Annotated in this window: 17 protein-coding genes and 1 tRNA gene; 14 read left to right on the forward strand and 4 right to left on the reverse strand. The window is 64.2% G+C overall.

Features of this window, described 5'->3' with window-relative positions:
* Window positions 1-4 precede the first annotated feature (4 nt).
* The 7 genes from H7007_RS05410 (at window position 5) to H7007_RS05440 (ending at window position 11,326) form a co-directional block, all read left to right on the forward strand.
* Window positions 5-1,282, forward strand: a complete 1,278-nt coding sequence (locus H7007_RS05410; protein ID WP_287153702.1) for an FtsW/RodA/SpoVE family cell cycle protein — start codon at window positions 5-7, stop codon at window positions 1,280-1,282.
* Entirely contained in the window at window positions 1,266-2,699 is a 1,434-nt protein-coding gene (locus H7007_RS05415) for a peptidoglycan D,D-transpeptidase FtsI family protein (RefSeq protein ID WP_287153703.1), read from the forward strand. The genes H7007_RS05410 and H7007_RS05415 overlap by 17 nt, the downstream gene beginning before the upstream one ends.
* A 181-nt stretch (window positions 2,700-2,880) precedes the next feature.
* Window positions 2,881-4,236 (forward strand): PASTA domain-containing protein, encoded by a 1,356-nt coding sequence (locus H7007_RS05420; RefSeq protein ID WP_287153704.1) that lies wholly within the window; start codon window positions 2,881-2,883, stop codon window positions 4,234-4,236.
* A 334-nt stretch (window positions 4,237-4,570) separates the two neighbouring features.
* Entirely contained in the window at window positions 4,571-6,361 is a 1,791-nt protein-coding gene (gene pknB / locus H7007_RS05425) for a Stk1 family PASTA domain-containing Ser/Thr kinase (RefSeq protein WP_287153705.1), read from the forward strand.
* A gap of 151 nt (window positions 6,362-6,512) precedes the next feature.
* On the forward strand, window positions 6,513-7,724 hold the full coding sequence (locus H7007_RS05430) for a geranylgeranyl reductase family protein (protein WP_287153707.1): 1,212 nt from the start codon (window positions 6,513-6,515) through the stop codon (window positions 7,722-7,724).
* Window positions 7,725-8,531: 807 nt separating this feature from the next.
* Complete coding sequence (locus tag H7007_RS05435; RefSeq protein ID WP_287153709.1) at window positions 8,532-10,001, forward strand: B12-binding domain-containing radical SAM protein; 1,470 nt, start codon at window positions 8,532-8,534, stop codon at window positions 9,999-10,001.
* Between the two features lie 257 nt (window positions 10,002-10,258).
* Entirely contained in the window at window positions 10,259-11,326 is a 1,068-nt protein-coding gene (locus tag H7007_RS05440; protein WP_287153711.1) for a hypothetical protein, read from the forward strand.
* A 16-nt stretch (window positions 11,327-11,342) separates the two neighbouring features.
* On the opposite strand, the gene H7007_RS05445 is transcribed toward H7007_RS05440, so the two are convergent.
* Window positions 11,343-11,627 carry a MazG nucleotide pyrophosphohydrolase domain-containing protein gene (locus H7007_RS05445; protein ID WP_287153713.1) on the reverse strand — a complete coding sequence of 95 codons (285 nt, stop codon included), beginning with the start codon at window positions 11,625-11,627 and terminating at the stop codon, window positions 11,343-11,345.
* Between the two features lie 620 nt (window positions 11,628-12,247).
* Here H7007_RS05445 and H7007_RS05450 point away from each other — a divergent pair.
* The 4 genes from H7007_RS05450 to H7007_RS05465 all read left to right on the forward strand — a co-directional run bounded on the left by H7007_RS05450 (window position 12,248) and on the right by H7007_RS05465 (window position 15,888).
* Window positions 12,248-12,334: transfer RNA gene (locus H7007_RS05450), tRNA-Leu, on the forward strand.
* Window positions 12,335-12,519: 185 nt separating this feature from the next.
* On the forward strand, window positions 12,520-13,554 hold the full coding sequence (locus H7007_RS05455) for a hypothetical protein (protein WP_287153715.1): 1,035 nt from the start codon (window positions 12,520-12,522) through the stop codon (window positions 13,552-13,554).
* A complete protein-coding gene (locus H7007_RS05460) occupies window positions 13,551-15,185 on the forward strand; it encodes a sensor histidine kinase (RefSeq protein ID WP_287153716.1) in 1,635 nt (544 codons plus the stop codon). The genes H7007_RS05455 and H7007_RS05460 overlap by 4 nt, the downstream gene beginning before the upstream one ends.
* Window positions 15,178-15,888 (forward strand): response regulator transcription factor, encoded by a 711-nt coding sequence (locus H7007_RS05465; protein WP_287153718.1) that lies wholly within the window; start codon window positions 15,178-15,180, stop codon window positions 15,886-15,888. The genes H7007_RS05460 and H7007_RS05465 overlap by 8 nt, the downstream gene beginning before the upstream one ends.
* Before the next feature lie 175 nt (window positions 15,889-16,063).
* On the opposite strand, the gene H7007_RS05470 is transcribed toward H7007_RS05465, so the two are convergent.
* Window positions 16,064-17,203 carry a hypothetical protein gene (locus tag H7007_RS05470; protein WP_287153720.1) on the reverse strand — a complete coding sequence of 380 codons (1,140 nt, stop codon included), beginning with the start codon at window positions 17,201-17,203 and terminating at the stop codon, window positions 16,064-16,066.
* Window positions 17,204-18,147: 944 nt separating this feature from the next.
* Here H7007_RS05470 and H7007_RS05475 point away from each other — a divergent pair.
* A complete protein-coding gene (locus tag H7007_RS05475) occupies window positions 18,148-19,374 on the forward strand; it encodes an Rv3626c family coenzyme F420 biosynthesis-associated protein (RefSeq protein ID WP_287153722.1) in 1,227 nt (408 codons plus the stop codon).
* A gap of 137 nt (window positions 19,375-19,511) precedes the next feature.
* On the opposite strand, the gene H7007_RS05480 is transcribed toward H7007_RS05475, so the two are convergent.
* A complete protein-coding gene (locus H7007_RS05480) occupies window positions 19,512-20,381 on the reverse strand; it encodes a M28 family metallopeptidase (RefSeq protein WP_287153724.1) in 870 nt (289 codons plus the stop codon).
* Window positions 20,382-20,768: 387 nt separating this feature from the next.
* Window positions 20,769-21,644, reverse strand: coding sequence for a GerMN domain-containing protein (locus H7007_RS05485; protein WP_287153726.1), 876 nt, complete (start codon window positions 21,642-21,644; stop codon window positions 20,769-20,771).
* Between the two features lie 655 nt (window positions 21,645-22,299).
* Here H7007_RS05485 and H7007_RS05490 point away from each other — a divergent pair.
* Window positions 22,300-22,941, forward strand: a complete 642-nt coding sequence (locus H7007_RS05490) for an AMIN-like domain-containing (lipo)protein (protein ID WP_287153728.1) — start codon at window positions 22,300-22,302, stop codon at window positions 22,939-22,941.
* A 294-nt stretch (window positions 22,942-23,235) separates the two neighbouring features.
* The gene (locus H7007_RS05495) at window positions 23,236-24,573 is read left to right on the forward strand and encodes an acyl-CoA dehydratase activase-related protein (protein ID WP_287153730.1); all 1,338 of its coding nucleotides are present in this window, start codon (window positions 23,236-23,238) and stop codon (window positions 24,571-24,573) included.
* The last annotated feature ends 247 nt before the right edge of the window (window positions 24,574-24,820 follow it).

Raw genomic sequence — 24,820 nt, forward strand, 5'->3', positions numbered from 1 at the left:
GGCCATGAGCCCGAGGTGGAAGGAAGCGCTTCTCCTGGCCGTCATCCTCCCCCTCTCCTTCCTGGGGTGGGTGTCGCTGGACTTAAGCACCGGCGGTACCCTGGTCGCCGGCCACGTGGTCTATCCCCTCCTCTGGACGGGCTTCTTCCTCCTCGCTCACCTGGTGTTGCGCATCCTGCGTCCTCAGGCGGACCCGTTGCTCCTACCCCTGGCCGCCGCCCTGACCTGCGTGGGCCTGATAGTACTCCTCCGCCTCAACGCCCATATGGCCCGCCTGCAACTCGTCTGGCTGGGAGTGGGGATTGCCGCCATGCTCCTCCTGGTGGCCCTTTTACGGGATTACCGGTCCCTGGACAACTATCGCTACACGCTGGCCGTCCTGGGGCTGGTACTTCTTCTCTCCACGGTGTTCTTCGGCCGCGAGGTCAACGGCGCCAGGTTGTGGCTGATCCTGGGACCGTTACGCTTCCAGCCCTCGGAACTGGCCAAGATCCTCCTGGCCGTCTTTTTCGCCGCTTACCTCGCGGAGAGGAAGGAGCTCATAGCCGCCGCGGGGAAGGTGGTGGCCGGGGTGCACCTGCCCCGTCCACGGGACCTGGGCCCTCTGCTGACCATGTGGGCCCTCTCCCTCCTGTTGCTCATCTTCCAGCGGGACCTGGGCTCCTCTCTCCTCTTCTTCGGCATCTTCCTGGCGGTCATCTACGTGGCCACCGGGAGGGCCACCTTCGTGGTCGCCGGGCTGCTGCTCTTCCTGGCCGGAGCCACCCTCACCTTCTTCCTCTTCGGACACGTAAGGGTCCGGGTGGAGACCTGGCTTGATCCCTTGAACCCGGAGACCGTCAACGACGAGAGCTACCAGATAGCCCAGTCACTCTTCGCCTTCGCCGAGGGCGGCCTTTCCGGGACCGGGCTGGCCCGGGGGAGCCCGGGCCTCATCCCCTTCGTGGAGACCGATTTCATCTACGCCGCGGTGGGGGAGGAACTGGGACTCCTGGGGGCCACGGCCCTGGCCCTTCTCTATCTTGCTCTATGCGGCCGGGGCCTCCGCCTGGCCATGCGCTGCCCGGACGATTTCGGCAAGCTCCTGGCCGTGGGATTGACCGCCGTGCTGGGGTTACAGTCCTTCATCATCATGGCCGGGGTCACCAGGCTCATGCCCCTTACCGGCATCACCTTGCCCTTCGTCAGCTACGGCGGGAGCTCGCTGGTGAGCAACTTCCTGCTTCTCGGGTTGCTGTTGTGTGTTTCCGAGGGAGGTGGGGAGCTTGCAGAAGGGGATTAGGCGCCTGGGGGTCTTCTTCATCGCCCTCACACTGGTCCTGGTGGTGAACTTGAGCTACCTGCAGGTATGGGGGCAGAAGGGATTGTTGGAAAATCCTGCTAACACGAGGCGGCTGGTGGAGGAATACGGGATAGCCCGGGGCAGGATAATCACCTCCGACGGGCTGGTCCTGGCGGAGAGCGTTCCCGCTCCGGGGCCCTTCGCCTATCTCCGCCGCTACCACCAGGGTGCCCTCTTTTCGCACGTGCTGGGTTACGACAGTCCCCAGTTCGGAAGGACGGGCCTGGAGGAGTCCTACAACGACCAACTTCTGGGGAGGAAACCTCCTCGCTCCTGGGTAGAGGAGATGACCTCGGACGTGCGTGAAGGTAACGACATCTACCTCACCCTGGATGCGGAGGTACAGTCCGCGGCGGCCAAGTACCTCGGTTCCCGCAAGGGGGCGGTGGTGGCCATGAACCCGAAAACGGGCGCCGTCCTCGCCATGTACTCATGGCCCACCTTCGACCCCCAGGCCCTGGTCACCCAGGATAAGGACGCCGACGGTACGCCTCTCGCGGATAAGGCCATGCGCTCCTATAGCCAGGACACCGGAAGCCCGCTGCTCAACCGAGCGGCGGCCGGCCTTTACACGCCGGGGTCGGTCTTCAAGGTGGTCACCGGATCGGCGGGCTTGGAGGCGGGGTTGCCCGCCTCCACGGTCTTCGACTGCCCGGGAGTGTGGGAGGTGGGAGGCTCACGGGTGACCAACTACGGGAGTCCGCCTCGCAGTTTCGGTAGGATAGATATGGAAACGGCGCTCACTCATTCGGTGAACACCTATTTCGCGCAGCTGGCGGTGAAGATGGGGGCTCCCGCCCTGGTGAAATGCGCGGAGGCCTTCGGGTTGAACTCCGTGCCTCCGCTGGACCTCCCCGGCGTCTCGGCGTCGCGCATCCCGCCCGCGGGGAAGATGGACGCCGTGCTGTTGGCCTGGTCCGGGGTCGGCCAGGGGGAGGTTCTCCTGACGCCGCTCCAGCTCTGCCTGATGGGCTGTGCGGTGGCCAACGGCGGGAGGATAATGGTTCCCCATCTCCTCAAGGAGGTGCGCAAGGGGGAGGCCATCCTCGACCGTTACGACGCCTCGGTGTGGAGGACCCCCATATCCGCCGAGACGGCGGCGGAGATGCTGAAGATGATGGTCTCGGTGGTGGAGGAGGGGACGGGTACACAGGCGGCCATCTCCAGGGTGACCGTGGCCGGGAAGACGGGCACCGCTGAGGTGGAGGGCAAGCCGCCGCACGCCTGGTTCCTGGGGGTGGCGCCGGCCGAGAACCCCACCGTGGTCGTGGCGGTGGTGGTGGAGAACAGCGGCGGCGGAGGCGGTTCGGTGGCCGCCCCCATCGCCCGCGAGGTCATCCGGGCCGCCTTGAGATAGGGGAAAGACCTGACTCCCTGCCGCGGTGCTGCGGGAAGGGCAGCGGTAGCCGGGAATATGCCGGGAATCGTTTCTGGATTACAATACCCTGAGACCGTGCCTCGAGGCATGAGATGACGGAGTGCCTCGGCGCCGCCGGGAAGCGCGAAAGGCATCCCCGGCCTACGGAGGGTTAGGGCTTATGACCGAGAAGTACCCCGACTGGCGGGGCAGAGTGCTTCGGAAGCGCTACCGCCTGGACGAGAGGATCGCTCTGGGAAGGACCGTGGAGGTCTTCCGGGGTTACGACCTTCTCGAGGAAAAGGAGGTGGCGGTCAAGCTTCCCCTCCCCCACCTGCTTTCCGACCGCGAGTTCTGCGATCAGTTCCGCGCCGCGGCTTATCGGGCCACCAGGCTGCGGCATCCCGGCCTGGTGGAGGTCCTGGACTACGGGCTTGAGGAGGACCGCCCTTTCGTGGTCGAGGAGCTGATGGACGTAAGGTCCCTCCACGAGGTCCTGGAGACGGGCAAGAGGATGAAGCCTCTGGGGGCACTTTATTTCGCGCTGGAGATCTCCAGGACCCTTGCCTATCTGGAGAAGCAGGGTGTGGCGCACGGTTCGCTGGACGAGAGGCACATCTTCATCTTCCCCAACCGCAAGGCCAAGGTCTCCGATCCCGGTTTTCCGGTGGTCATGGGAGCCATAGAGAGCCCCTTCCCCGTCTTCCTGAACATCCAGCGGGATATCCGGGATCTCGGCTATCTCATCTACCGCTCCGTGACCAGCAGGAGCAAACAGGAGGCGATGGACGACGTTCGCCGGGGGAAGTTGAAGTGGGACCGGGAGATACCGCCGCGCCTCCAGAGGTTCGTGGAGCTGTGCCTCCAGAGCACGGAGGGCCGCGGTTTCGCCACCGCCAGAGACGCCCTCTGGGACGTCGTCTCCTCGCTGCGGGAGGAACTCCCCATGGCCCCATTGCCCCCGGAGGAGCCGGAGGAGGAGAAAGAAGAGACGCCGGCCGCACAGGTCGCTCCCCTTCCTCACCCGCTTCCCAGGCTGAGCCGCTGGCAGGTCTGGGCGGGGGGAGGCCTCCTGGCGGTGGCGGTGGTACTCCTGGTCCTCTGGGTCCTCTCCATCTTCATAGGGGGGACCAAGGTGGAGGTTCCCAACCTGGTCAATGTGAGCGTCGAGGAGGCCGCCAGGATGGCCGCGGACAGGGACCTCGGCCTCCTGGTGGTGGGGAAGGAATACGATGCCGCGGTGAAAGCGGACTACGTCATCTCCCAGGACCCCAAACCGGGCGAGATGGTTAGGAAGAAGACGGTGATCAAGGTGCTCCAGAGCCTGGGGCCCTTGACTGTACCCAACCTGGTGGGCCTCTCCCTGGAGGATGCGCGCGCGGTACTGGAGAGTCGCGGCTTCCGGGTAGGGGAGATAATCTACAAGGAGGTCGCCGGGTACAGCGAGAACCGTGTCGTGGAGACCGATCCTCCCTACGGGGCCAAGCTGTCCAGCGGGGCCGCGGTGAACCTGGTGGTCAACCGTAAGGGAAAGTGACGGGGAAGGGAACCGCCTGCGTGCTCCGCCGTCATATATATCTGGTCTAACAGGAGCGGGCCCGCTCCCTGCGCCAGTGAGGAGCGGCGCAATGCGGAAGAGGCGCAGAAAGGGAAGCGCGTTACGCGCCGGTTTCTCTGTCCCTTCGATGCATGGAAGCTGACGCAGGATGAGGCGGGGGGAAGGGAAGCCGGCTTCCCTAAGTTGGAGGGATTACGAAGCGAAGCATGGAAATAATGCGATGGAGATATATGGGACCGGTTTTGAGGAAGGAGCGCCGCCGTTCGGGCGCACGTGATTCCGAAAACTCCCGATTGGACAGCCGGGAGGTCTTATGCTGGGAAGGGTCTTCAGTCAGCGCTACCGCTTGAAGGAGAAGCTGGGTAGCGGCGGGATGGCCGACGTCTACCTCGCCGACGACTTGCTCCTGGGGAGGGAGGTGGCGGTCAAGGTCCTGCATCCCCAGTACGCCGCGGACCCGGCCTACATACAGAGGTTCCGGCACGAGGCTCAGGCTGCGGCCAACCTCAACCATCCCAACATCGTGAACATCTACGACTGGGGGAACGAGGGCGACCTCTACTACATCGTCATGGAATACGTGGAGGGCAGGGACCTTAAGGAGGTGTTGCGCCACGAAGGGCGCCTTCTTCCGGAACGCGCGGCGGAGATAACCGCCGAGGTCTGCGCCGCCCTCCAATTCGCCCACCGGCACAACCTCGTGCACCGGGACATAAAACCCCACAACATATTCCTCACCAGCATCGGCCAGGTGAAGGTGATGGATTTCGGCATCGCCCGGGAGGGGAACGGGAGCGGCTTCACCCAGACGGGGATGGTCATGGGCACGCCCCAGTACATCTCCCCGGAACAGGCGCAGGGGCTCCCGGTCGACGGGCGCTCGGACATCTACTCCCTGGGGGTGGTCCTTTACGAGATGCTCACCGGGAAGGTCCCCTTCGACGATCCAAACCCGGTGACCGTGGCCTACCGGCAGGTACGGGAGGACCCCATACCGCCCTCGGTCATCGACCCCGAGATTCCGCCCGCCCTGGAGGCGGTGGTCATGAAGGCCATGGCCAAGAACCCGGCCAACCGCTACCAGACGGCACAGGAGATGAAGGCCGACCTGCTGCGCTTCCTGGAGGGCATGCCGGTGACCGCCACTCCGGTGCTTCCCGGCGCCGCGGCGCCCGCCGCCGTTCCGACCGTTGAGCCGCGGAAGGGCAGACCCTGGGGCTGGATAGCGGCCGGCGCGGCGGTTTTCCTGGTCGTCCTGGGCGTTATACTGGCCCTGGTGTTCACCGGAAGGGGGGCCAAGGTGGAGGTCCCCAACCTTCAGGGCATGACCGAGGAACAGGCCCGACAGACGCTGGAGAGCCTGGGGCTCAAGCTGGGAGAGGTGGAAGATTATTACATCGAGGATCCCTCGGAGAAGGTGGGGGTGGTGGTTTCCCAGGACCCGGAGTGGGGCACCCTCCTGCGCAAGGGAGAGAAGGTGAACGTCACCATCTCGCGGGAGATGAAGATGCCTAAGGTTACGGGCATGACCAGGGAGGCCGCGGAGGAGAAGCTGCACGAGACGGGTGTCACCGTCATAGAGATAGTCAACAAGCCCGTGGAGGATGAGGATGACGTGGGCAAGGTCCTCTCCCAGGACCCACCGGCCGGAAAGCTCATCAACCCCCGTACCAACGTGCGGCTGGAGGTGGGGGTGGAGCTGAAGAAGGTGGCCGTACCCAACGTAGTGGGCATGCTCAGGGAGGACGCCGAGAGGACATTGAAGAACGCCGGCTTCCAGGTCACGGTGAGCGAGGAAGCCAGTTCCGAAGTGGAAGCGGGAAGGGTCATAAGGCAGAGCCCGCTGGCCAACCAGCGGGTGGCCGAGGGGAGCACGGTGACCATAGTGGTGAGCACCGGTCCGGCCAAGGTCACAGTCCCTTACCTGGTGGGGAAGACCCAGGAGGAAGCCGAGAACATCCTCAACGGCCTACACCTCGTGCCCCACGTCTCCTATGTCATTGACCCGGTGCACGTGGGCAAGGTGGTGAGCCAGGACCCGGCCTCCGGTACCGAGGTGGAGCAGGGAAGCACGGTGGAGATCGTGGTCGGGAAGCTCCCCTGAGCCCTTCCTGTCCTTCTCGGCCGTGACCGCGGGGAGGGGGAAGGTCTCCCGAACGGCAACGGGGTTTTGCGATGTTGGCCGGAGCAAGTTTCGGCATGGGTTTCCGCTCGTAAGTATCCATAAATTACCATAAAAGGTGTTTTCGCGGCCGGTGGGTGACGATACTGATATAATCCTCCCCATGGACGAGGTTTACGACGTGCTGGTCGTCGGCGCCGGCCCGGCGGGCTCCACGGCCGCCATGCTCCTGGCCGAGCGGGGATTCGGCGTCCTGGTCGTGGATAAAGACCGCTTTCCCCGCGATAAGGTCTGCGGTGACGGCATCGCTCCCCGTGCCGTGCATTCCCTCCAGGTCCTGGGTGTGGAGGGGGAACTGAAGGGCAGGTTCCGGCGCACCCGCGGCATCCGTTTTTACGCCACGCGGGATGGGGTGACCGAGGTCCGCTATCCCATGGGCAGCCGCTACCCGGACCACGGTTACGTGGTGCCCCGCCGCGAGCTGGACGACATCCTCCTGCGCCGGGCGAGGGATAAGGGCGCCCAGGTGCTCGAGGGGTGCCGGGTGGTGGGGCTCCTCGAGCCCGAGGGCGGGCGCATACCCGGGGTGCGGGCGGAGAAGGAGGGGGAGCGGCTGGAGATCAGGGCCCGCTATATCCTGGGAGCCGACGGACCTTCTTCGGTGGTGGGGAGGGAGGCGGGCCTTCTCCGCAGAGATCCCCTCTACCTGGGGGTCTCCCTGCGCTGTTACATGCGCGGAGTGCGGGACCTGGCCGACTTCCTGGAGATCTATCCCGAGGACGCCATATCTCCGGGATGCGGCTGGATATTCCCGGTCTCCGGGGATACGGCCAACGTGGGAGTGGGCTTCATGCTTTACGCGCGGCGGGAGAAGGACCTCAACCTCAACCGGCTCTGGGAGGCCTTCCTGCGGGACACCAGGCACGCGGCGCAGAAGCTGGCCTCCGCCGAGCCCCTGGAGAGGCCGCGGGGGGCGATCCTCCGGGTGGGCCTGAGAGGCGCCTTCCCTCGCCGGGCCAACGTCCTCCTGGCGGGGGACGCGGCCTCCATGACCAATCCCATCAGCGGGGAGGGCATCACCTACGCCCTGGAGAGCGGACGCTGGGCGGCGGAGACCCTGGCCGCGGCGCTGCACTGTGGTGACTCGGAGATACTCGCCCTCTATCCCAGGATTTTAAACTGGTATTATGGCAGATATTTCCATTATGGGACCATGGCCATTCGCTACGGGAACCGGCCGGCCTTCGTCAACCCGCTTCTGGCCGTGACATCCCGCCTCACCCGCCTGGGGGACAAGATGGGGCGCTTCCTGATGAACTGCCGGCGTTCCGACTACCCCCTCTGAGGCTCGAGGCCCGGCACCCTTCCCCTCTGTCTCGTCTCCCTATCGCCACGCCATGGAGGCGGTGAGTTCGTTCGTCTGCACATGAAACGCATGCCCCCCGGCTTCCTCCCGAGGTCGGCGCGCGCCCGCCGGCCGGCGCTTCTGCTTCCGTCTGCGGATACCCACTTCTCCGGTCCCGGCCGCTTCTCCGCGCTGGGATGCCGGCGTTCCGTTCCGGTATACCGGGCGCGTTCCGGCTTCCCCCGAGGGGCTTCGATGTCCTTCCCGGGTGGGGTCTCTTTCCGCGGTGCGCCTCGTGCTCCTTATGGGGCGGGATTGAGCCGGCTTCGTTGACGCGCTTTTCCCGGAACCGCAGGCATTCCCACCATGCCTGAGATTATGGATCTGACGAGTCGCTCCAAACCGCTGGCCTTTCGAGCTTCCTGCCTATGCTTTTCGGGAGCTTGCGTCGGATCTCCGGCACGGGTCGCACGGCATGTCCGGAAAGGGGAAGGCGGCTCGCGGCCAGCGAGATATCATAGGGGTACCCCGGTGATGATAATATGTTCGGAGGAAAGCCGGGGAGGAGCGGGAGCGGAGGCGGCGGAAGACGGGCCAAGGAGCCGCGACGACCCTAATTCCTTCGGGGAAGTGCCTCTCGTCCGCGAATGACAGGAGCCGTACCATCGTGGCCTTCTGCCGGAGCGCGGTGTCTCGGGTGGATGAGAACCTCCCACGCGGCAGGAGCGGATTCGAGAAAAAGGGCTCCTGGGGCGGACGGCGGATGCAGGTTCCGGGAGTGGCCGAGAACGGAAGGTGGGATCGGACTTGGGACTCAAGGTGACCTTCGTATATCCCGACTTCTTCCAGTATGACGAGGAGCGGTATCTGCCGGAGGGGCGGATCTATCTGGGCATAGGTTACCTTTCCGCCTACCTCAAGCGCGAGGGGCACCGCACCTCCCTCATCCACCTGGTGCGCCCGGTGGGCAGGGAGGAGCTCCTGGAGATGGTGCGGGCCGAGGCGCCGGACATCCTTGCCTTTTCCAGCACCACCCACATGTTCCCCCACGTCCGCCGGTGGGCGGGGTGGATAAAGGATGAAATGGATATATTTACCATATGCGGAGGCGCCCATCCCACGCTGGACCCGGAGGGGGCCCTGCGCGAGGCCCCCCTGGACGCCGTGTGTCTGGGGGAGGGGGAGGAAGCGCTTGCCGAGCTGTGCGCGACCCTGGAGGAAGGGAGGGATCCCACCGGCGTGCGCTCCGTCTGGTTCCGCGTGGACGGAGAGGTGCGCAGGAACCCGGTGAGGCCCCTGGTGGAGGACCTGGATTCCTTGCCCTTCCCTGATCGTGAGATATTCGATCCCTCCAACTTCTGCCCCCAGCAGCACGAGCGGGGTACGCTCATGGCCTCGCGGGGATGCCCGTATTCCTGCACCTATTGTTCCAACCACGCACAGAGGAGCATATATCCCAACAAGCGCAGATATGTGCGCTTCCGGAGCGTGGACAACGTGATGCGGGAGATAGGGCAGATCTTAAAGGCGGACACCGAGGGGAACCTGCGCTATATCCGCTTCGACGACGACATCCTCACCCTCGACCGAGAGTGGTTCCGGGAGCTCACCTCTCGTTACAGGCGGGAGGTGAACCTCCCCTTCATCTGCAATTCCCGGGTCAACGTGCTGGACGAGGAAACGGTGAAAGCCTTCGCCGAGGCGGGATGTTCGGTCATCTGCATGGGCATCGAGAGCGGGAACGAGGAGCTGCGGCGCAAGGTCTTGGGGAGGCACATGTCCGACCGCGACATCATAAGGGCTTTCCGTTTATGCCGAAAATACGGCATCAAGACCGTGTCCACCAACATGACCGGCCTGCCCGACGAGGACCTTCCGGCCCTCCTGGACACGGTGAAGATCAATGCCCGGGCGCGTCCCAACTGTATGCAGGTCTCCACCTACCACCCTTACCCCAACACCCGCCTCTATGCCTACTGTCGTGAGCGTGGATATCTCACCGGAAGGCACGTGGACACCATCTTCGACGGGCGGAGCGCTCTGGACGTCCCCGCTTTCCGCGACCCGGCATATGCCTACGCCAAGGAGAAGTTCTACCCCCTCGCGGAGCTCTACTCCCGCCTCTTCGAGGCCGGGCTGCCCGGAGAGGTCGCCGCGCGCTGGGTGGACCTGGCTTTCACCTCCGGGAAGATCCCCTGGAGATGGCGCCACCTCCTGATTTCAAGGCTTGTGGACTGGGCGGACCGCCGCTCCCGGTTCGAGTGGATATATTATTGAATGATTGAGGCTGCAGCGGGCGAGATGCCGGCCAGCTTCGGGGCCCGGTTCCGGTCTCATTGGGGTGAACGCCGTATCGAAGACCGGCGGTGAGAGCGCAGGTAAATACTGGCAAGTAACATCCGGCTTCCGCTTTTTATCCGGTTTTCAAGTAGGTTTGCTCTGGAAACGATATAAATTAACAAGTAAACTATTTTTATAGGACACGAGATTTGCGGGCGGGAAAGAGCTTAGGGTAGACGGATAAGGGGGTTTCCATGCCTAAAGTGAGATTGTGCTCGGAGTGCGGGGCCTCCCGGCGTATAGTGCGCGAGCACAGGTGGCTGAGCGACGGGACCATTGTGCAGACCAAGAACCCGGACCACCGCATGATCTTCATCGAGAACGAAAACATCAACGGCATCTTCCGCAACATCGAGGATATCATCTGCATGCCTATAGAGCGCATCATCGTGGAGGCCAAGCGCAGGGCCACCTTCGACTTCGTGGACCACATCCTCCCCGATGTGGTCAAGGCCGTAGTGCAGAGGGTGGGCGTCAGGCCGGTGATCCGGAACATAACCGCCCTGGGAAAGGTGATGGGTTACGGGAACATAGAGCTGGCCAACCTGCGCCGGGTGAGGGACGAGGGCGATTACGTGACCATTCGCACCGAGGGCATCTACTCTCTCCCCCTTTTCTGCGGCGACCTGGCGGGTTCCTTCAACGCCATCGACCGCCGGGAGGTGGCGGTAAGCCACCGCGAGGTGGCCCCGGATGTGCACGAGATAACCGGCCACATATCCGTACATCCCATGGAGCTCATGGACCGCCTGAAGCCCATCCCCTACACCCAAAAGCCGGGGGACATAGAGCTGGAGAAGTGTCCCAAGTGCGGCGGGCCGAAAGCGCTTTCCGATTACCGGTGGGACACCGAACGGGGGATGATACTCCACCGCGAGACCGGGAGGCGCATGGTTATGCTGGGGCCCTCCACCGTGGACACCATCATCGAGGAGCTTCAGGGCGAGCTGGGGGAGAGCATCCCCGAGGTGGTCATCGAGGCCCAGAGGCGCTTCGTGAGAAGCGATTTCTATTCCCTGGACGAGGCCTGCACCGTGGAGGACTTCCGCCGCGCCCTGGCCCTGCGCGGGCTGGGGAACCTGCGGGAGATGGAGTGGGGCACCGACCGGCTGCGCCTCCGCCTGGAAAACCCGTGTCTCTTCCTCCCCATGGTGGGCCTGGTGCTCGGGATCTTCGAGCTGGCCACCGGGAAAGAGGGCCGCCCGGAATGGGAGATCCGGGAGGACGGCGACCTGGTGGTGGAGGTGACCCCTAAGCCCTGAGCGCTATGGCCCGCGCTCACTGCGGGCAGGCGCAGGGTATGGAACCGCAGCGCGGACACCCGGAAAGGTACTTGCACGCGGCTTCCTCCAGGTCCACGCCGCACAGGTTGGCCAGGCTGGCCAGCCAGGCCAGGACGTCCGCGAACTCCTCGTCGAGGTCCTCGCGTCTCCCCATGCGCAGGGCCCGGGAGAGCTCCCCCACCTCCTCCACCAGCCAGGCGAAGGTGCCCGGCAGGCCCCGGAGCCGGTCGCGCTCCAGGAAGGTCTTCCCGATGAGTTCCTGAAAACCCCTTATCTCCACCCGTCCTCCTTCCGTTCCAAGGCCTTGCGAGGCGACCTCGGGTTATCCGCGGAGGTGGCCGCCCTTTTCTCCTTCCCTTACCTTAGACCGAGATTCTCTCTGAGTCCCCGCTTTTCCGATACCCGCCGTCACGCGGGGATGTAGACCCGATTGTCTTTCACTTCCGGCACGTTTGAAAGTGTAAGGCAAGGGCGCACCTTTTTGCAGGCGGCACGGATGAGGAGAACCCCTCCGACTGGGATTTGACCGGCATCCGTCATATGGGGTTGCGAGGCAGAGGCGACATGCTGGGCTTGAGTGCGGCCGGCTCTTTCGGATTCCTAAAGGCCGGAAGGATGGGATGAGAGGTAAGATCCCCGGATGGAAAAGGCGTGCCGCAGAGAGGCGCTCCTCATCCGTGAATCGGGGGGAGGAAGGCGTTTCCATCCGGCTGGATCGTGGGATGCAGACCTTGAAGCACAGAGAGTACGGGAGCGGGAAACGGATGCCCATGCCCAGTTACATGAGGGAGACCCCTGCGTTTCCTTTATGGTACAAGGGGCGGAGCAAGGGATATATGTAATGTAAACGGGTTTAGCATCTGCTATAATATCACCTGCGCCCGGGAGGAGCGGGCATGCGGGCGAGTGGCGGAATTGGTAGACGCGCTGGGTTCAGGGTCCAGTGCTCGTAGGGGCATGCGGGTTCGAGTCCCGCCTCGCCCACCAGACAGACGAGGGCGGCGGTGAGCCGCCCTCAAATCGTTGGTGCTTTGCGGTGTTGGGGTCGGTCGGGTTCCTCGCGCCCGGGCGAGAAGCCCGCATGGCAACCTTCGACCTGAGCTTGATACTTTCGGGTGCCCTTTGTATAGTGGCAATGGCCACTGGGATTTCATGGAGCGGGAAGCAGGTCCTTGTACGCGCAGACCAGGACACCGAGGTTCAGCAGGCGGCGCAGGAGGAGCCCGGCGCCGGCCATCGTCGTCGCCGTGGTGGTCGTCCTTTTGGGCTGCTGGATCTTCAACCTCACCTGCGGCCGGGGGAGGAAGGAGGACGCCTCCTCCCTCAGCGAATACGCCAACCGCGTGAAGGCCCTGGTGGAGGCATCCAACGGCATCGGCGAATCCTTCGCCACCCTCCGCGCCACCCTGGCGGACCTGATAGCCGATACCGGGAATCTGGGCGCGAAAATCGAGGAGCTGGAGAGCCAGGCCCTGGACCTCCTCGGCCAGGTCAAGGCCGTGGTGCCTCCCCGGAGCATGGAAAGCGCCCACCAGGCACTGGTCATCTGCTTCGAGCAGCGATACCGGGCCCTCAAGAATTACCGCCCCGACATCATAAACGCCGTCTCCGCGCTGGAGGTGGACGTATACGCGGAGAGCATAAGCCGGGACCTGATGGAGCTCGTCTATTCCGACGGGAACTACCTCTTCTTCAGGCGCAACCTGGATGACCTCCTGGCGGCCAATAACCTCCAGGATCTGGAAATCCCCGATTCCGCGTGGCTCGCGGACTGGGAGAGCGCTTCCGTTGACCGGGTACGCTCTTTCCTGCAGGCCCTGAAAGGGAGCGAGGTACACGGCGTGGCCCTGGGAAAGATAACCTTCGACCCCTCGGGCACGGTGGTCCGGGAGGGAAAGGACGACGTGCACCGTCTTCCGGCGGTGGACGAGATCAGCGTGACCGTGGTGGTGGAGAACCAGGGCAACCGGCCGGAGAGCGGGGTCGCCGTGACCCTGAGCCTCTATTCCAAGACCAACACCACCCCCATCCGCCAGGAGAAGGTCATCGAGGAGCTCGCGCCGGGAGAGAAGGCGCAGTTGGTGTTCAGCGGCCTGCGTCCCGAGACGAAAGGCGTACGCAACTTCTTGGAGATCAAGGTCAGCCCGGTCCCCAAGGAGACCTTTCTCGACAACAATCAGAAGTTGATATACTTCACCTTAGGATGAAAGAACCTAAGGTCCTCCGCGACGAAAAACCAGCGGCCGCCAGCCGTTCTCCGGCCGTGGGCCTCCTCCGCGAGCACTTGGATTCCATAAGCGAGGAGATAGTGAACCGGGTCAGGAAGGAGGTTCCCGCCTTCCGGGCCCTGCCGGAGACTTTCCTCCCCGTGCTCCAGGAGGTGGGGCGCAAGGCCTGCCTCACCCTCTTCAGGGGCATGGAGGGTTCCCTACCTCCGGAATGGAGCATGGAGGTGGGAGAGCTCCGCGGTTTCGAGCTTGTGGACGTGCTGCGTGCCTTCCAGGTGGGAAGCGAGGTGGTCTGGAGCTGGGCGAAGCGCCTCTGGGAAGCGGAGGGGTTTCCGGATCGCGAGCTCGTCGGCGTGGCGGAGACCATCTGGAACGCCTACTTCCGGGCCGCCAACACCGTGGCCGCCGAGTACCTGCGCCACCGCCAGGCCGTTGTGAGGGAGTTCAACCGTTTCCTCAACCGCCTGCGGGCGGAGCAGGACGTCGATTGTTTAATGGACCATATCGTGAAGGGAGCGTGCGAGGCACTCGGCTTCCGCCGCGCCGTATTCTTCCGCTACGAACACGACATGCTCATACCGGCGGCGGCTTGCGACCGCCGGGACGAGAGCTGGGGCGAAACGCTGCTTCGGGAGAAGAAGGCCTACCCCATAAACCCTCTCTCGGACAGCCCCGAGGCGCAGGCCTTCTTCGGCGGGGCGGTTAGGGAAGGCCGGGAGGGAGACCAGGCGCGGACGGCTTTCCTGGACCCCCTTCCCGGCTCGCGTTATTTCCTGGTCCCCCTGAATCCCCACGGCACCATAAAGGGGCTCCTCTACGTGGAAGCGGAGGCCGCGCTGCCGCTGTCGGACAGGGATGTGGAGATGTTGAACTCCTTTGCCGACACCGTGGGGTTGTCCCTGGAGAACGCCCGCCTCTACCAGGAGCTCACCGCCCGGCGGAAGATGATGGATCACCTCCTCTCCAGGGTGAACACCGCCCACGAGGAGGAGAGGGCACGCATCGCCAGGGAACTGCACGACTCGGTGGCCCAGTCCCTGCTCAAGATAATCTACACCGCGGGATTCGCCCTGGATTTCCTCAAGGAGGACCCGCGGCTGGCGGTGGAAGAGATAGAGGAGGTGCAGCAGAGGGCCAAGGACTGCCTGCGGGAGCTGCGGGCCATAATGTCCAACCTTAGGCCCACCTCCCTGGACATCCTGGGACTCCGGGAGACCATCCAGCGCTATGCCGAGCAGTTCGAGGAGGAGTACGCCATCACCACCACCGTGGACCTGCAGGGCCTGGAATCCCTGTCCCCTTCCGTGGAGCTGGCCGTCTTCCGCATCCTGCAGGAAGAGCTGACCAACGTCCGCAAACACTCCAATGCCGACTCGGTGAGGATCAAGACGGAGCGTAGGGGGGACGACCTCTACCTGGTGGTGGAGGACGACGGCATCGGGTTCGACCCCCAGGCCTTGGCCGCGGAGCAGGAGAGCGGAAAGCATCTGGGCCTGGTGGCCATCCGGGAACGGGCCGAGCTCCTGGGCGGGGAGATGAGCATCGATTCCGAGCCGGGACGGGGAACGCGCATCGTGGTGCGCATCCCCATGATGGTGGCGGGTGAGTGAGGTGGCGGGCAAGGGCGAGTCGGTGAACGTCATGCTCGTGGACGATCACGAGGTGGTCCTGGAGGGCCTCATCCGCATCCTGGAGAAACAGGGAGGGATAAAGATAGTCAGCGTGGCCCGCAGCGCCGAGGAGGCCCTGGAGAAGATCGGCAGGTTCCCTCCGGACGTGGTCATCGTGGACATCCAGCTCCCGGGCATGAACGGCATAGAGCTCATCAGGCGCATCAAGTCCCAGTATCCGGAGATCGAGGCCATCACCCTCACCGTCTTCGACGACGAGCAGTTCGCCAAGCAGGCCATAAAGGCCGGGGCCATAGGCTACGTGATAAAGGACGCCGCCAAGGAGGAACTGGTCAAGGCGGTACGTGCGGCGGCCAGGGGGGAGTCGCTGATCTCCACGTCGGTGGCCCGCAAGCTCATCGAGGAGATAAGCGAGCCCGCCGGAAAGAAGCGGAGGGAGGAGGAATACGAGGGTCTTTCCCAGCGGGAGCTGGACGTCATCAAGCTCATGGCACGCGGCTACAACAACCGGCAGATCGCCGACATCCTCTTCATCAGCGAGCACACGGTAAAGGTGCACATCCGCAACATCTTCCGCAAGATCGGGGTCACCGACCGCACCAACGCCGTCCTCTGGGCCATAGAGAGGGGGTTGGTCCTCAAGGACCGGGAGAGCGTCAAGCCGGACAAGCCTCCGATTTGAGGAAAAATCCCCCGCCCCGCTCACTCCCTTCGACCCCGGGTCTTCGGTTGCCGTGGAGGCCTCTCCGTATCCCCCTGCATGCGGCGTGGATCCGTGCGTCATGGGAGGCGAGCCGGCCTCTTTTCTCGAAGATCGGCGCGGGCCTCCCCCGCCCTTGGGGGCATGAGCAAGGTCGTCAGAAAGGAAGGATGACCCGCCGGGAGACGGGGAGGTCCTCCGGGAGGGCCAGGCTGGGAACGGGGAGAAAGGCCCCCTCCAGTCGCGGCCCTACCAGATAGTTCCAGGTGGAGTTCCCCTGCTCCCGGTATTCCACCTCCGGGGCCTCCCTTTCCAGGGCCTGGAAGACGCCCCCCAGCTTCCAGGAGAGTAACTGCGGGAAGGGCACTCCCTCGATGAGGGCGTCGATGAGGAAGGGCTTGCGGATGACCCTCCTGGGCTTTCCCCATCCGAGCACGGGAAGTCCCATGAAGAAGTTGCGGTAGGCGGTCTTGTAGTTGCTACCGGGCGGCGGGGCGTGAACGGCGGCCGCCCTGGCGGTCACGGCCTCCGCCAGGGAGGAAGGGAGCTCCTCGCGGCGCGACCCGTTTATCTCCTGCATGACCTCCCGCCATCCACGCACCGTGGTTAACACCAGGCGCCGGTGGCCGTCGGGATGGTATATGGTTCCCAGGTCGGGGTCCCACCTCATCTCCAGGTGGAAGGCGGGCAGCCGGCACCTTTCACAGACCTCCAGCTCGTAATCCCGCTTTGGCCGCCTGGGAGGCGGCTCCCCCTCCAGGGCCCAACGGCGCCTGTCCACGGTCTTCACCGTGACCTCGTATTCCACCTCCGAAACCGCGGATACGGAGGCCAGGGCCTCCACTCCGAAGAGGCCCTCCCAGAACCCCCAGAGGTCCCCGGCCATGAGGTGAGGGTGATAGGGGTGGCGCACCTTCACCTTCATCTCCCGTCCCGGCTTGAGCTCGGAGATGGAGAGATTCCCGCTCCCGTAAAAGGCCGCCTCCCGGAAGGCCTCGCGTATCACCCTCCCGGCCAGCGGGCGGCGCCCAAGCAGCCTGCGGCGCATCCCGCCCAATTGAAGGATGACCTCCCGCCGTGAAAAGGCGCGGCGCCTCTCGCGGAGGGTCTTCAGCAGCTCCTCGCCGCGGAGCCTCACCCCTTCCGCGACGATGAGGGAGATTTCGTCGTGCTCCAGGAAGACGAGCCGTTCCGAGCGCTTGTCCCGGAAATATATCCCGCCGTCCTCGGTCCAGACCAGCTTCCGGCTCAGGGAGAGCGGAAGCCCGCATGAAGGACAGCGATCGGAAACGCCCATCTCCCACCTCCTTGCCACAAGGTTACTCGAGGAGGGAAACGGGCGCAACCGTAAGCGAGCCGCGGGAACGGGAAAGTTCCCAAAAACGGAAAAGGCCCCGCAGGGGGAACGGGGCCTTCCGCTGATGCGGACTCCATTGGGGATTCAGGGGATACCTCAGGGATGATCGGCTGAGCTGCGACTGTGCTGCGTTCGTTGCTGCGTGCTCTGCTGCGACCGGGCTGCTTCTGTGCTCCAAATCTTGCGTCATGGGCGAGGGTTTGAGTAGTCCGTCTGGGCTGCATCGATGTAATGGGGTAGATGGCTGTCTCGGCTAGTCGGCTTCGGATGGTGCTAGGGGAATGCTACTGCGTCTGCTTAAGGGGGCTGCGACTGTAGCGTAACCGGCTCGCCCACGACGTTCAAGCTTCTTCTCTGGCACTATATCCCCTGGGTCCGCTTGGGGCCTTTTTCAAGGTTCCTTTACCGATAACAAACATACGAAAGAACGTAAGGGAAGAACATTCCACGAAGGTATTAATTTGTTGGAGGAAAATAATACTCCAGTATTAGCAAATGGCCCCGGCATCGGCGCGTTCCCGTGCCCTTTAACCGCCCCAAGCGCCAGGGGAGAGGACGGAATGAGGCCCGATGGTCGAAGCGCGGTCCCCGGCGATTTTCCCGCAAGCCGATTCCTGGGGGAGAAGGTGGTCGTCATGCCCGATGGCGGAGGTGCCGGTACGCGGTGCCGAAGGGGTTATCGCATGCGGGTGGGGAACGACGGCCGGGTTCCGCCTTCTGGTACCATTAAAGAAGCGGGGTCCCGAAGGCGGGCGATCGGCTCGCATGATCCCGGAAAGGGCCTGTTGTGCCGGGATCTGTTCCGCGAGGCGTAAGCCGCAATCGGTGATGCCGCGTGGAAAAGGGCGGCACAGCGTGAGAGGCCATGGAGCGAGGTGGATAGATTGTCCTACGAGACCGACAACCCTTGGGACCGCAGCCTCCGAGAGGTCAACCGCTTTATGGAGGCTGTGGCCCGCAAGATACCCATCCTCCGTTCCCTGCGGGAGGCCTTCTCCGGGGAGGGCGACGGGTTCATCGACTGGGACCAGGCCAGGGAGATAGCCGCCCTGGTGGCGCAGTCGGAGGGCCCGGGACCTTTTCCCGACCCCCAGGTCAGGGTGCAGTTCGAGGCCATGCGGGAGCGTAGCGAGGGGCTGGTGAGGGCCTACACCGGGCTCCGGCCTCTAGAGGAGGTGGGGCCCCTCTTCGTCTTCGACCGCCCGCAGTGGATCGAGGCCAACCTCTCCAGTTTCAAGCTCATCTTCGAACCCCTGGCGGAGAGCTACGGCAAGACCCTCAGGACCCTCGAGGAGCAGAGGAGTCGCGAGTATAACCTCGGCCGAAGGTTCACCAGAGGCCTGCTCACCGCTCAGCTGGGGATGGTCATGGGGTACCTGGCGCGCAGCGTGCTGGGCCAGTTCGACCTCGGGCTTCCCCGCTTGGAGGACAGCGGGAAGCTGTACATCGTCTACCCCAACCTACTCAAGGCGGAGGAGAAGATGCGCCTCGAGCCCTCCGATTTCCGGTTGTGGATAACCCTCCACGAGGTCACTCACGGCTTCGAGTTCGCCGCTCATCCTTGGCTGCGTGACTATCTGAGGTCGCTTATGGAGCGCTACTTCCAGAGCGTTTCCCTTCGCCTGGAGGACATGAGCCTCCGGCTGAGGCCGGAGGAGCTGCGGGACGCGCGGCGCCTCAACGAGATCATCAGCCGTGGCGGCCTGATGTCCATAATCCATACCCCGGAGCAGCGAGAGATCCTGGAGCGCATCCAGGCCTTCATGTCCCTGGTCGAGGGCTACAGCAACCTGGTCATGGACATGGTGGGAAAGGAGATCATCCCCACCTACAGGCAGATGAGCATAGCCTTCCGGCACCGTCGCGATTCCAAATCCGGGGCGGAACGCCTGGTGGAGAGGATGTTGGGGTTCGACCTCAAGCTGCAGCAGTACCAGGTGGGTGAGCTCTTCTGCAGGGAAGTGGTGGAAAAGAAGGGGCTGGAGTTCCTGAACCTGGCCTGGAAGAGGGAGGACAACCTCCCCGGAGCGGATGAGATCCGCCATCCCTACCTGTGGATAGAGCGCATCGAGGGTCAGGAAGGCAGCAGGGTCATCTACCGCAACATCTGAGGTTTCTCCCCCGCCCAGCATATGGGGTGTTTGCCGTTCGAAAATCTTGGGGGTCATCTTTCGGAAAAACGAGGCCTTCCAAGGCTCGCGGCTTTATTCCCCGCTCCTGGCTTCAGGCCCCGATGCCGGTGCTTTTGCTATGACCGGGCCAGGTTCCAGGCGGCGAGGGTTACCACCCGGGTGGCCTTGAGAAGGCCGTCGCGGTTCATCCTCTCCGGGGTGTCGGTCAGGCGGTGGAAATCCGGGTGTTCGGAGCGTTCGAACCACGACCAGTCGCAGGTCACGGCGGGGATGTGGTACATGAAGAAGGTTCCCGCCGAGGTCCCCGGGTCCGCCCCTCCCAGCTCCAGGGTGACCCCCATGGCCTCCGCGGCATCGTCCAGCGCCCGGACCGTCTCCCGGTTGGGACGATAGTTCAGGTCCCAGACGTCCATGTAATCGCCGTCCCCGGCCCCCAGCCCCTCCAGGTTTATTATCCTGGCGCGTCCCCGGAAACCCCGTTCCTCCAGCGCCTCGGAGAGGGCGGAGGCCCCGAAGCCGCCGCACTCCTCCCCTCCCAGCAGGGCGAAGACCAGTGTCTTTTTAGGATTTTCTTCCAGGGAGGAGAGCACGGCGGCGGCCTCCAGGACGGCGCTCACCCCGGAGGCGTTGTAGTCGGCCCCCGGATAGACCTGCCCGCTCTCGGGGTCGCGGCCCAGGCCGTCGTAGTTGGCGGTGAGGATGACCATGTCCTCCGTCTCCCCCCGCATCATGCCCAGGATGTTGCACGCCTCCACCAGCTCGTCGGGGCGCGTTTCCCGGTCCAGGTAGCAGCGGTCGGCGGGTACCTGGAAAGGTTGGCGGAAGTCGGAGAGTCCCAGCATGTCCACCGGCACCAGCCCCAGTTCCTCCAGGCGCTCGCTCAGGAAGTCCTCGAGAGCGGCACTCTGCGGTGAACCGGTGGCCCTTCCGGCCATTTCCTCCCCGGCCAGGAAGTCCACGTTCCGGAGCATGCGTTCGACGTCCACCCTCTCCGCGATCAGCCCGGCGAGGTCGTAACTCGCCCCGCCGCCTGAAGGGGACGGTGATTCCCCGCACCCTCCCAGGAGAAGCAGGGCGGACAGAAAAAGGACCGGAGCCGCCGCAATCCACGGGGCCCGCCACTTTGACGAACTCGCCGATTTCATCCCTGCTCAGGCCACCCTCTTACGTCATCACCTCGCCATCGCCGCCGCACGGCGACCTTCGAGGGAGCGGCCTACCCTCCTTTCGCTTATCCGTCCCCGGGACCGGCCTGCCGTCCCCGCCGGCCTTGAGTGCCCTCCCCGGCCCTCCCTTCCGGCTGCCGGCCTTCTCGCCGCGGCATTGGCTCTATGGAGGTTCCGGCCGGCGTTTTCACCCCGCCGCGGGGTCCCTCATTTTTCGTGCTTGCCCCGTTTCCTCCCCTTCCTCCTGGAGCGGGGTTCCTTCCAGGGAGCCGGAGGCGGAGGCGTTGCCCCGCGCCGCCTCTTGACCCGCAGGGCGGGCCGGGCTGCGGTGCCCACCACAGGCCTCACCTCCCCGGGGTTGGAGGCCCGCTTTCGGAGGATAAAAGCCAGCGCCGCGATCAGGACGAGGAGCGGGATGCCCAGGGCCAGAAGCAACACGAGCCACAGGCGGCTGCTCCCGCCCGAGGGAGAAGTGCCGGATATCTCGGCTTCCACGTCTCGCGGGGATACCCCAAGGGCCTGGAAGGCGTCCGCGGGCTGCACACCGGATTCCTCGGCGGCAACGGTGACCCCGATCTTCTCTATCTGCGAGGCGTCCCTCACGGTCTTGACCACCTGGGCTAGGGCTTTGAGAGCCCTCTCCCGGTCCCCGGACAGCTGGAGCAGTTCCCGGGAGAGGTTGACGCTGTACTCGCTGCGGTCCTGTTTCACGGTGGTGTACTGCAGCTTGACGCCCTCGGGGATGTAGGTCACGTAACCCTGCGCCTTTTCCTCCTCCTTCGGCCCGTTGAGCAGCTCCATGACGGTGAACTCCACGGCCTGCGGGCCTCCGGCCACTTCCCTGGAAACCGGAGACAGCTTACCTTCCAGGTAGAAGTACACCTGCCCGGCCTGGGAGACGCCCTCGCCGGGTGTCTCCGGAACGGGAGGGGTCTCCCCCTGGGCGCGCGCTCCCTCCAACCCCAGAAGCAGGGCGAGGAGAAAGAGGCAGACGCCTGCGGCGGTGGCAAGTACCGCGGGCAGGCGGTTCACGCAGGAGCGCCCCTTGCTTCCATTGCGAAAACGATGATCCCTGGACTTCATCCTCACCCCCGGGACTTAGGCCGCTCCTCGCCTTGAGGGCAAACCCTGCTTCCTCCTTCACTACGCCGCTTTCCACCGGGAACTGGAGCGGTGTCCAGTCAATTTTATTGATTTAGCGCTTCCGGGGGCAAGCGCTGTCCGCGGCATGCGGACCGGTGCGTATGTGGCCCCGCTCCACCGGGACACGGGAACCCTCGTTTTTCCGGGCGACAGGAACAGCGACAGGCATATAAAGAGCGGAAGCTGGATAGAATTAAAGTTGTTTCTTAAAGATGTTTCCTTGAAGGGAGTCCGCCGAATTCCGCAGGGTCGAGGTTCCGGGGCTGCGGTAGGAAGGGAAAAGGAGAAACGATCTTCGCGGTGGGTGGCCGCGGCGAAAGGAGATGGCCTTTCCGGCGGCACGGGAGGGCGGCCCCCGTGGACAGAGGGAGGAAATGGACACCTTCGCGCGGTGGACGCAGCGGCGTTCGATGACCTCAAGAAAAAGCTCTTGGGTGAAGGTCAGGAACACGGCCTTTCGGGTGGGAGATCGACATCGAACCGCGTAGTCCGCGGAGCTGCTCCTGGGAAATCGGGCATCTGCCGGAAGGAAGGCCCTTCCGGTTGGGGTTGGCCGGCGGGAGCTCCTGAGAGAGCATGGAAAAAGGAGGAAATCATGAGGAAAGCGGTGGCCGTGTTCGTCGTCCTTATTCTGGCCTTATCGTCGATGCTGTTCCTGGGTTGCGGGGGCAAGGAGGCGGCGAAGGAGGAAGAGACGGCGGAAAAGGAAGAGGTGGCGGGGGAAGTCCCGGCCGGGGAGGCAAGGGGAGGCGAGGAAACGGCTCCGAGTGGAGAGGAGAGCGCCGAGGCCGGGCCTCCGGCCGGCTATGTTTACGGGGGGCAGGTGATCGGCAGCAAGACCCCCTTCGAGTACCTTAAGCTGGTGGACGTGCGCTGGGGCAGCCATGAGGATTATTTCCGCGTGGTGGCCGAGCTGAAGCGACTGGACGGGACCGACGTCACCAACGTCCCCTGGTGCTTCGCCGACTATTCCGACGACCCCACCATAGAGTACGGGACGGAGATACGCCTTTACATCCGGGGGATCAAGCCGGAGGACGTGCAGATAACCTCGTTGAAGGGAGGCCACGGGCAGCTGACGGGGGACCCCGTCTGCTACCAGATATTGATGAGCACTTATGGTTCGCTGGATGGGGTGGACCCGGTCAACCTTTTCGTGAGCACCAAGACGAAGAGGCCCTTCCGCCTCACCTACGCGACCGCGCCCCTGCGCATAATCCTGGACATCTGGAAATAGGGCGCGAGGCCTAGCGCTCCGGCGCGCAATCGGCGGAACTGTTCCGGGTGTTAGGCCGTCGCGAGGTGGATCAGGGAATATTTACCAATAGGCGCCCGACGAGACGCCGGCTTTCAGGAACCGGAGCGCTCGGGCCAAGGACCGGGATGGAGCTGGGAGCTTTCGTGCAGGGAACCCGGAAAGGGCTTGGGTCATGCCCGAAGGGAAGGAAGGGCTGGGAGGGACCTATTCGGGACGAGATGGCCGGGATCCGCAAAGATAGAGGGTTTCCGTGAGCGGGAGGTGAGAAACGGGATGAGGATAGGGATCCCGCGCGCCCTGACCTTCTACCGCTATTACCCCTTTCTCAAAGTTTTCCTGGAGGGATGCGGACAGGAGGTGTTCTCCTCCCCTCCAACCGATATGCGCATCCTGGAAGCTGGGGCGGAAGCCTGCGTGGATGACGTCTGCGTGGCGGTGAAAGTCCTCTTCGGCCACGTGCGTTTCCTGGAGGGTGAGGCGGACGCCCTGCTGCTCCCGCGCCCCGTGAGCGTGGAGAGACGCCACCACGACACCTTCACCTGCCCAAAGCTCATCGCCGCTCCGGACATGATCCGTTTCTTCCGCGAGCGTCCCCCTCTCCTCCTCGAATGGGTGCTGAACGCGGCGGAGGCCCCGTGGTGGTGGGGTTGCGCGCTGCTGGCGGCGCGTCTTCAGGTATCTCCATGGAGGGCTCGTAAGGCCTACCGGGAGGCATGCCGGGCGCAGGGTGTCTTCGAGTACCTGCTCCGCCAGGGGTTATTTCCCGACGAAGCGTTGGATATATGGGAAAATATGGTAGATAATCGCCGTCGGCACAGGAGCATGGGTGAAGAGTCGGCAAGCGCTGATGAAACCGGAGTTGAGCCGTATATCCGCGCCGGGGTGACATGCGCCAAGGGACTCTTGTCCGCGGTTGGGGCGGCGGCGGACCGGAATGGCTGGAAGGCGGGAGAGCCGGGAGACATGAATCGATTCGCTGTGGCGAAACCTCGAATCGCCTTTCTTTCTGACGAAGGGATGCTGATGGAAGGTCGTGCCAGTCAAGCCGGCTCGGCGTCTCAGGACCGAGATGAAGTGCGGCAGTGGGACCTGGGGAGGGAGCGGGTAACGGTGGGGGTGGTGGGGCATCCCTACCTCCTAGCCGACCGGCTGGTGAACAAGAGCCTCATCCGCTGGCTGGAGGAGGCGGGAGCTCAGGCCTGGCCGTGCACCATGCTCTCGCCGGAGGTGCTGGAGCGGGAGTCCCGCCGGGTGCCGGTCACCTCCTGGAGCTACGAGAGGGAGCTCCTGGCCGCCACGTCCCATTTCGTCCGCCGCCCCGAGGTGCAGGGCGTGGTCTACCTGACCAGCTTCGGTTGCGGCCCCGATTCCCTGACCGTGGAGATGGCCAGGAGGGAGATAACCTCGCGCTGCGGGAAGCCCCTCCTGGAAGTGGTCCTCGACGAGCACACCGGCGATGCCGCGGTGCGCACCAGGGCGGAGGCCTTCGTGGACATGATCCTGCGGCAAAAACCCGTGGAGGGTAGGAGGCGGGCGACCTCCGCACAGGGTCATGGGAGGAGGCGTGGGGCCTCTTCGCCGTCGCGCTTTCTCATTTCACCCGGGAGCTGAGCGTCGTGGAGGAGCATGCGAGTACCGTATGGTCTTCATGTTGTGGTGATCGGGATTCATGTTGAAGCGGAAGGCGACGGGGGACCGGATTATGGGCTTACCTTCGCCTCGCTCGCGAGACGCACCTTTCATGATCACACGCCCGTCTTCGGGGCGAGTGTTAAGGGGATGCATTGCCCGCTTGCACTTTCTTGGTCCGAGGTGGAGAGCGATTGTTGGGGGTGGGCAATGGTTTTCCCTCGCGCCA

This window comes from Candidatus Solincola tengchongensis, from assembly GCF_015711935.1.
GTDB classification, from domain to species: Bacteria; Actinomycetota; Geothermincolia; order Geothermincolales; family RBG-13-55-18; genus Solincola_A; species Solincola_A tengchongensis.

Excerpts from the sequence above, each read along its gene's own strand:
- H7007_RS05410 (WP_287153702.1), top strand. The coding sequence starts at position 5 with ATGAGCCCGAGGTGGAAGGAAGCGCTTCTCCTGGCCGTCATCCTCCCC.
- H7007_RS05470 (WP_287153720.1), bottom strand. The coding sequence starts at position 17,203 with ATGGGCGTTTCCGATCGCTGTCCTTCATGCGGGCTTCCGCTCTCCCTG.
- H7007_RS05460 (WP_287153716.1), top strand. The coding sequence starts at position 13,551 with ATGAAAGAACCTAAGGTCCTCCGCGACGAAAAACCAGCGGCCGCCAGC.
- H7007_RS05420 (WP_287153704.1), top strand. The coding sequence starts at position 2,881 with ATGACCGAGAAGTACCCCGACTGGCGGGGCAGAGTGCTTCGGAAGCGC.
- H7007_RS05495 (WP_287153730.1), top strand. The coding sequence starts at position 23,236 with ATGAGGATAGGGATCCCGCGCGCCCTGACCTTCTACCGCTATTACCCC.
- H7007_RS05490 (WP_287153728.1), top strand. The coding sequence starts at position 22,300 with ATGAGGAAAGCGGTGGCCGTGTTCGTCGTCCTTATTCTGGCCTTATCG.
- H7007_RS05485 (WP_287153726.1), bottom strand. The coding sequence starts at position 21,644 with ATGAAGTCCAGGGATCATCGTTTTCGCAATGGAAGCAAGGGGCGCTCC.
- H7007_RS05440 (WP_287153711.1), top strand. The coding sequence starts at position 10,259 with ATGCCTAAAGTGAGATTGTGCTCGGAGTGCGGGGCCTCCCGGCGTATA.
- pknB (WP_287153705.1), top strand. The coding sequence starts at position 4,571 with ATGCTGGGAAGGGTCTTCAGTCAGCGCTACCGCTTGAAGGAGAAGCTG.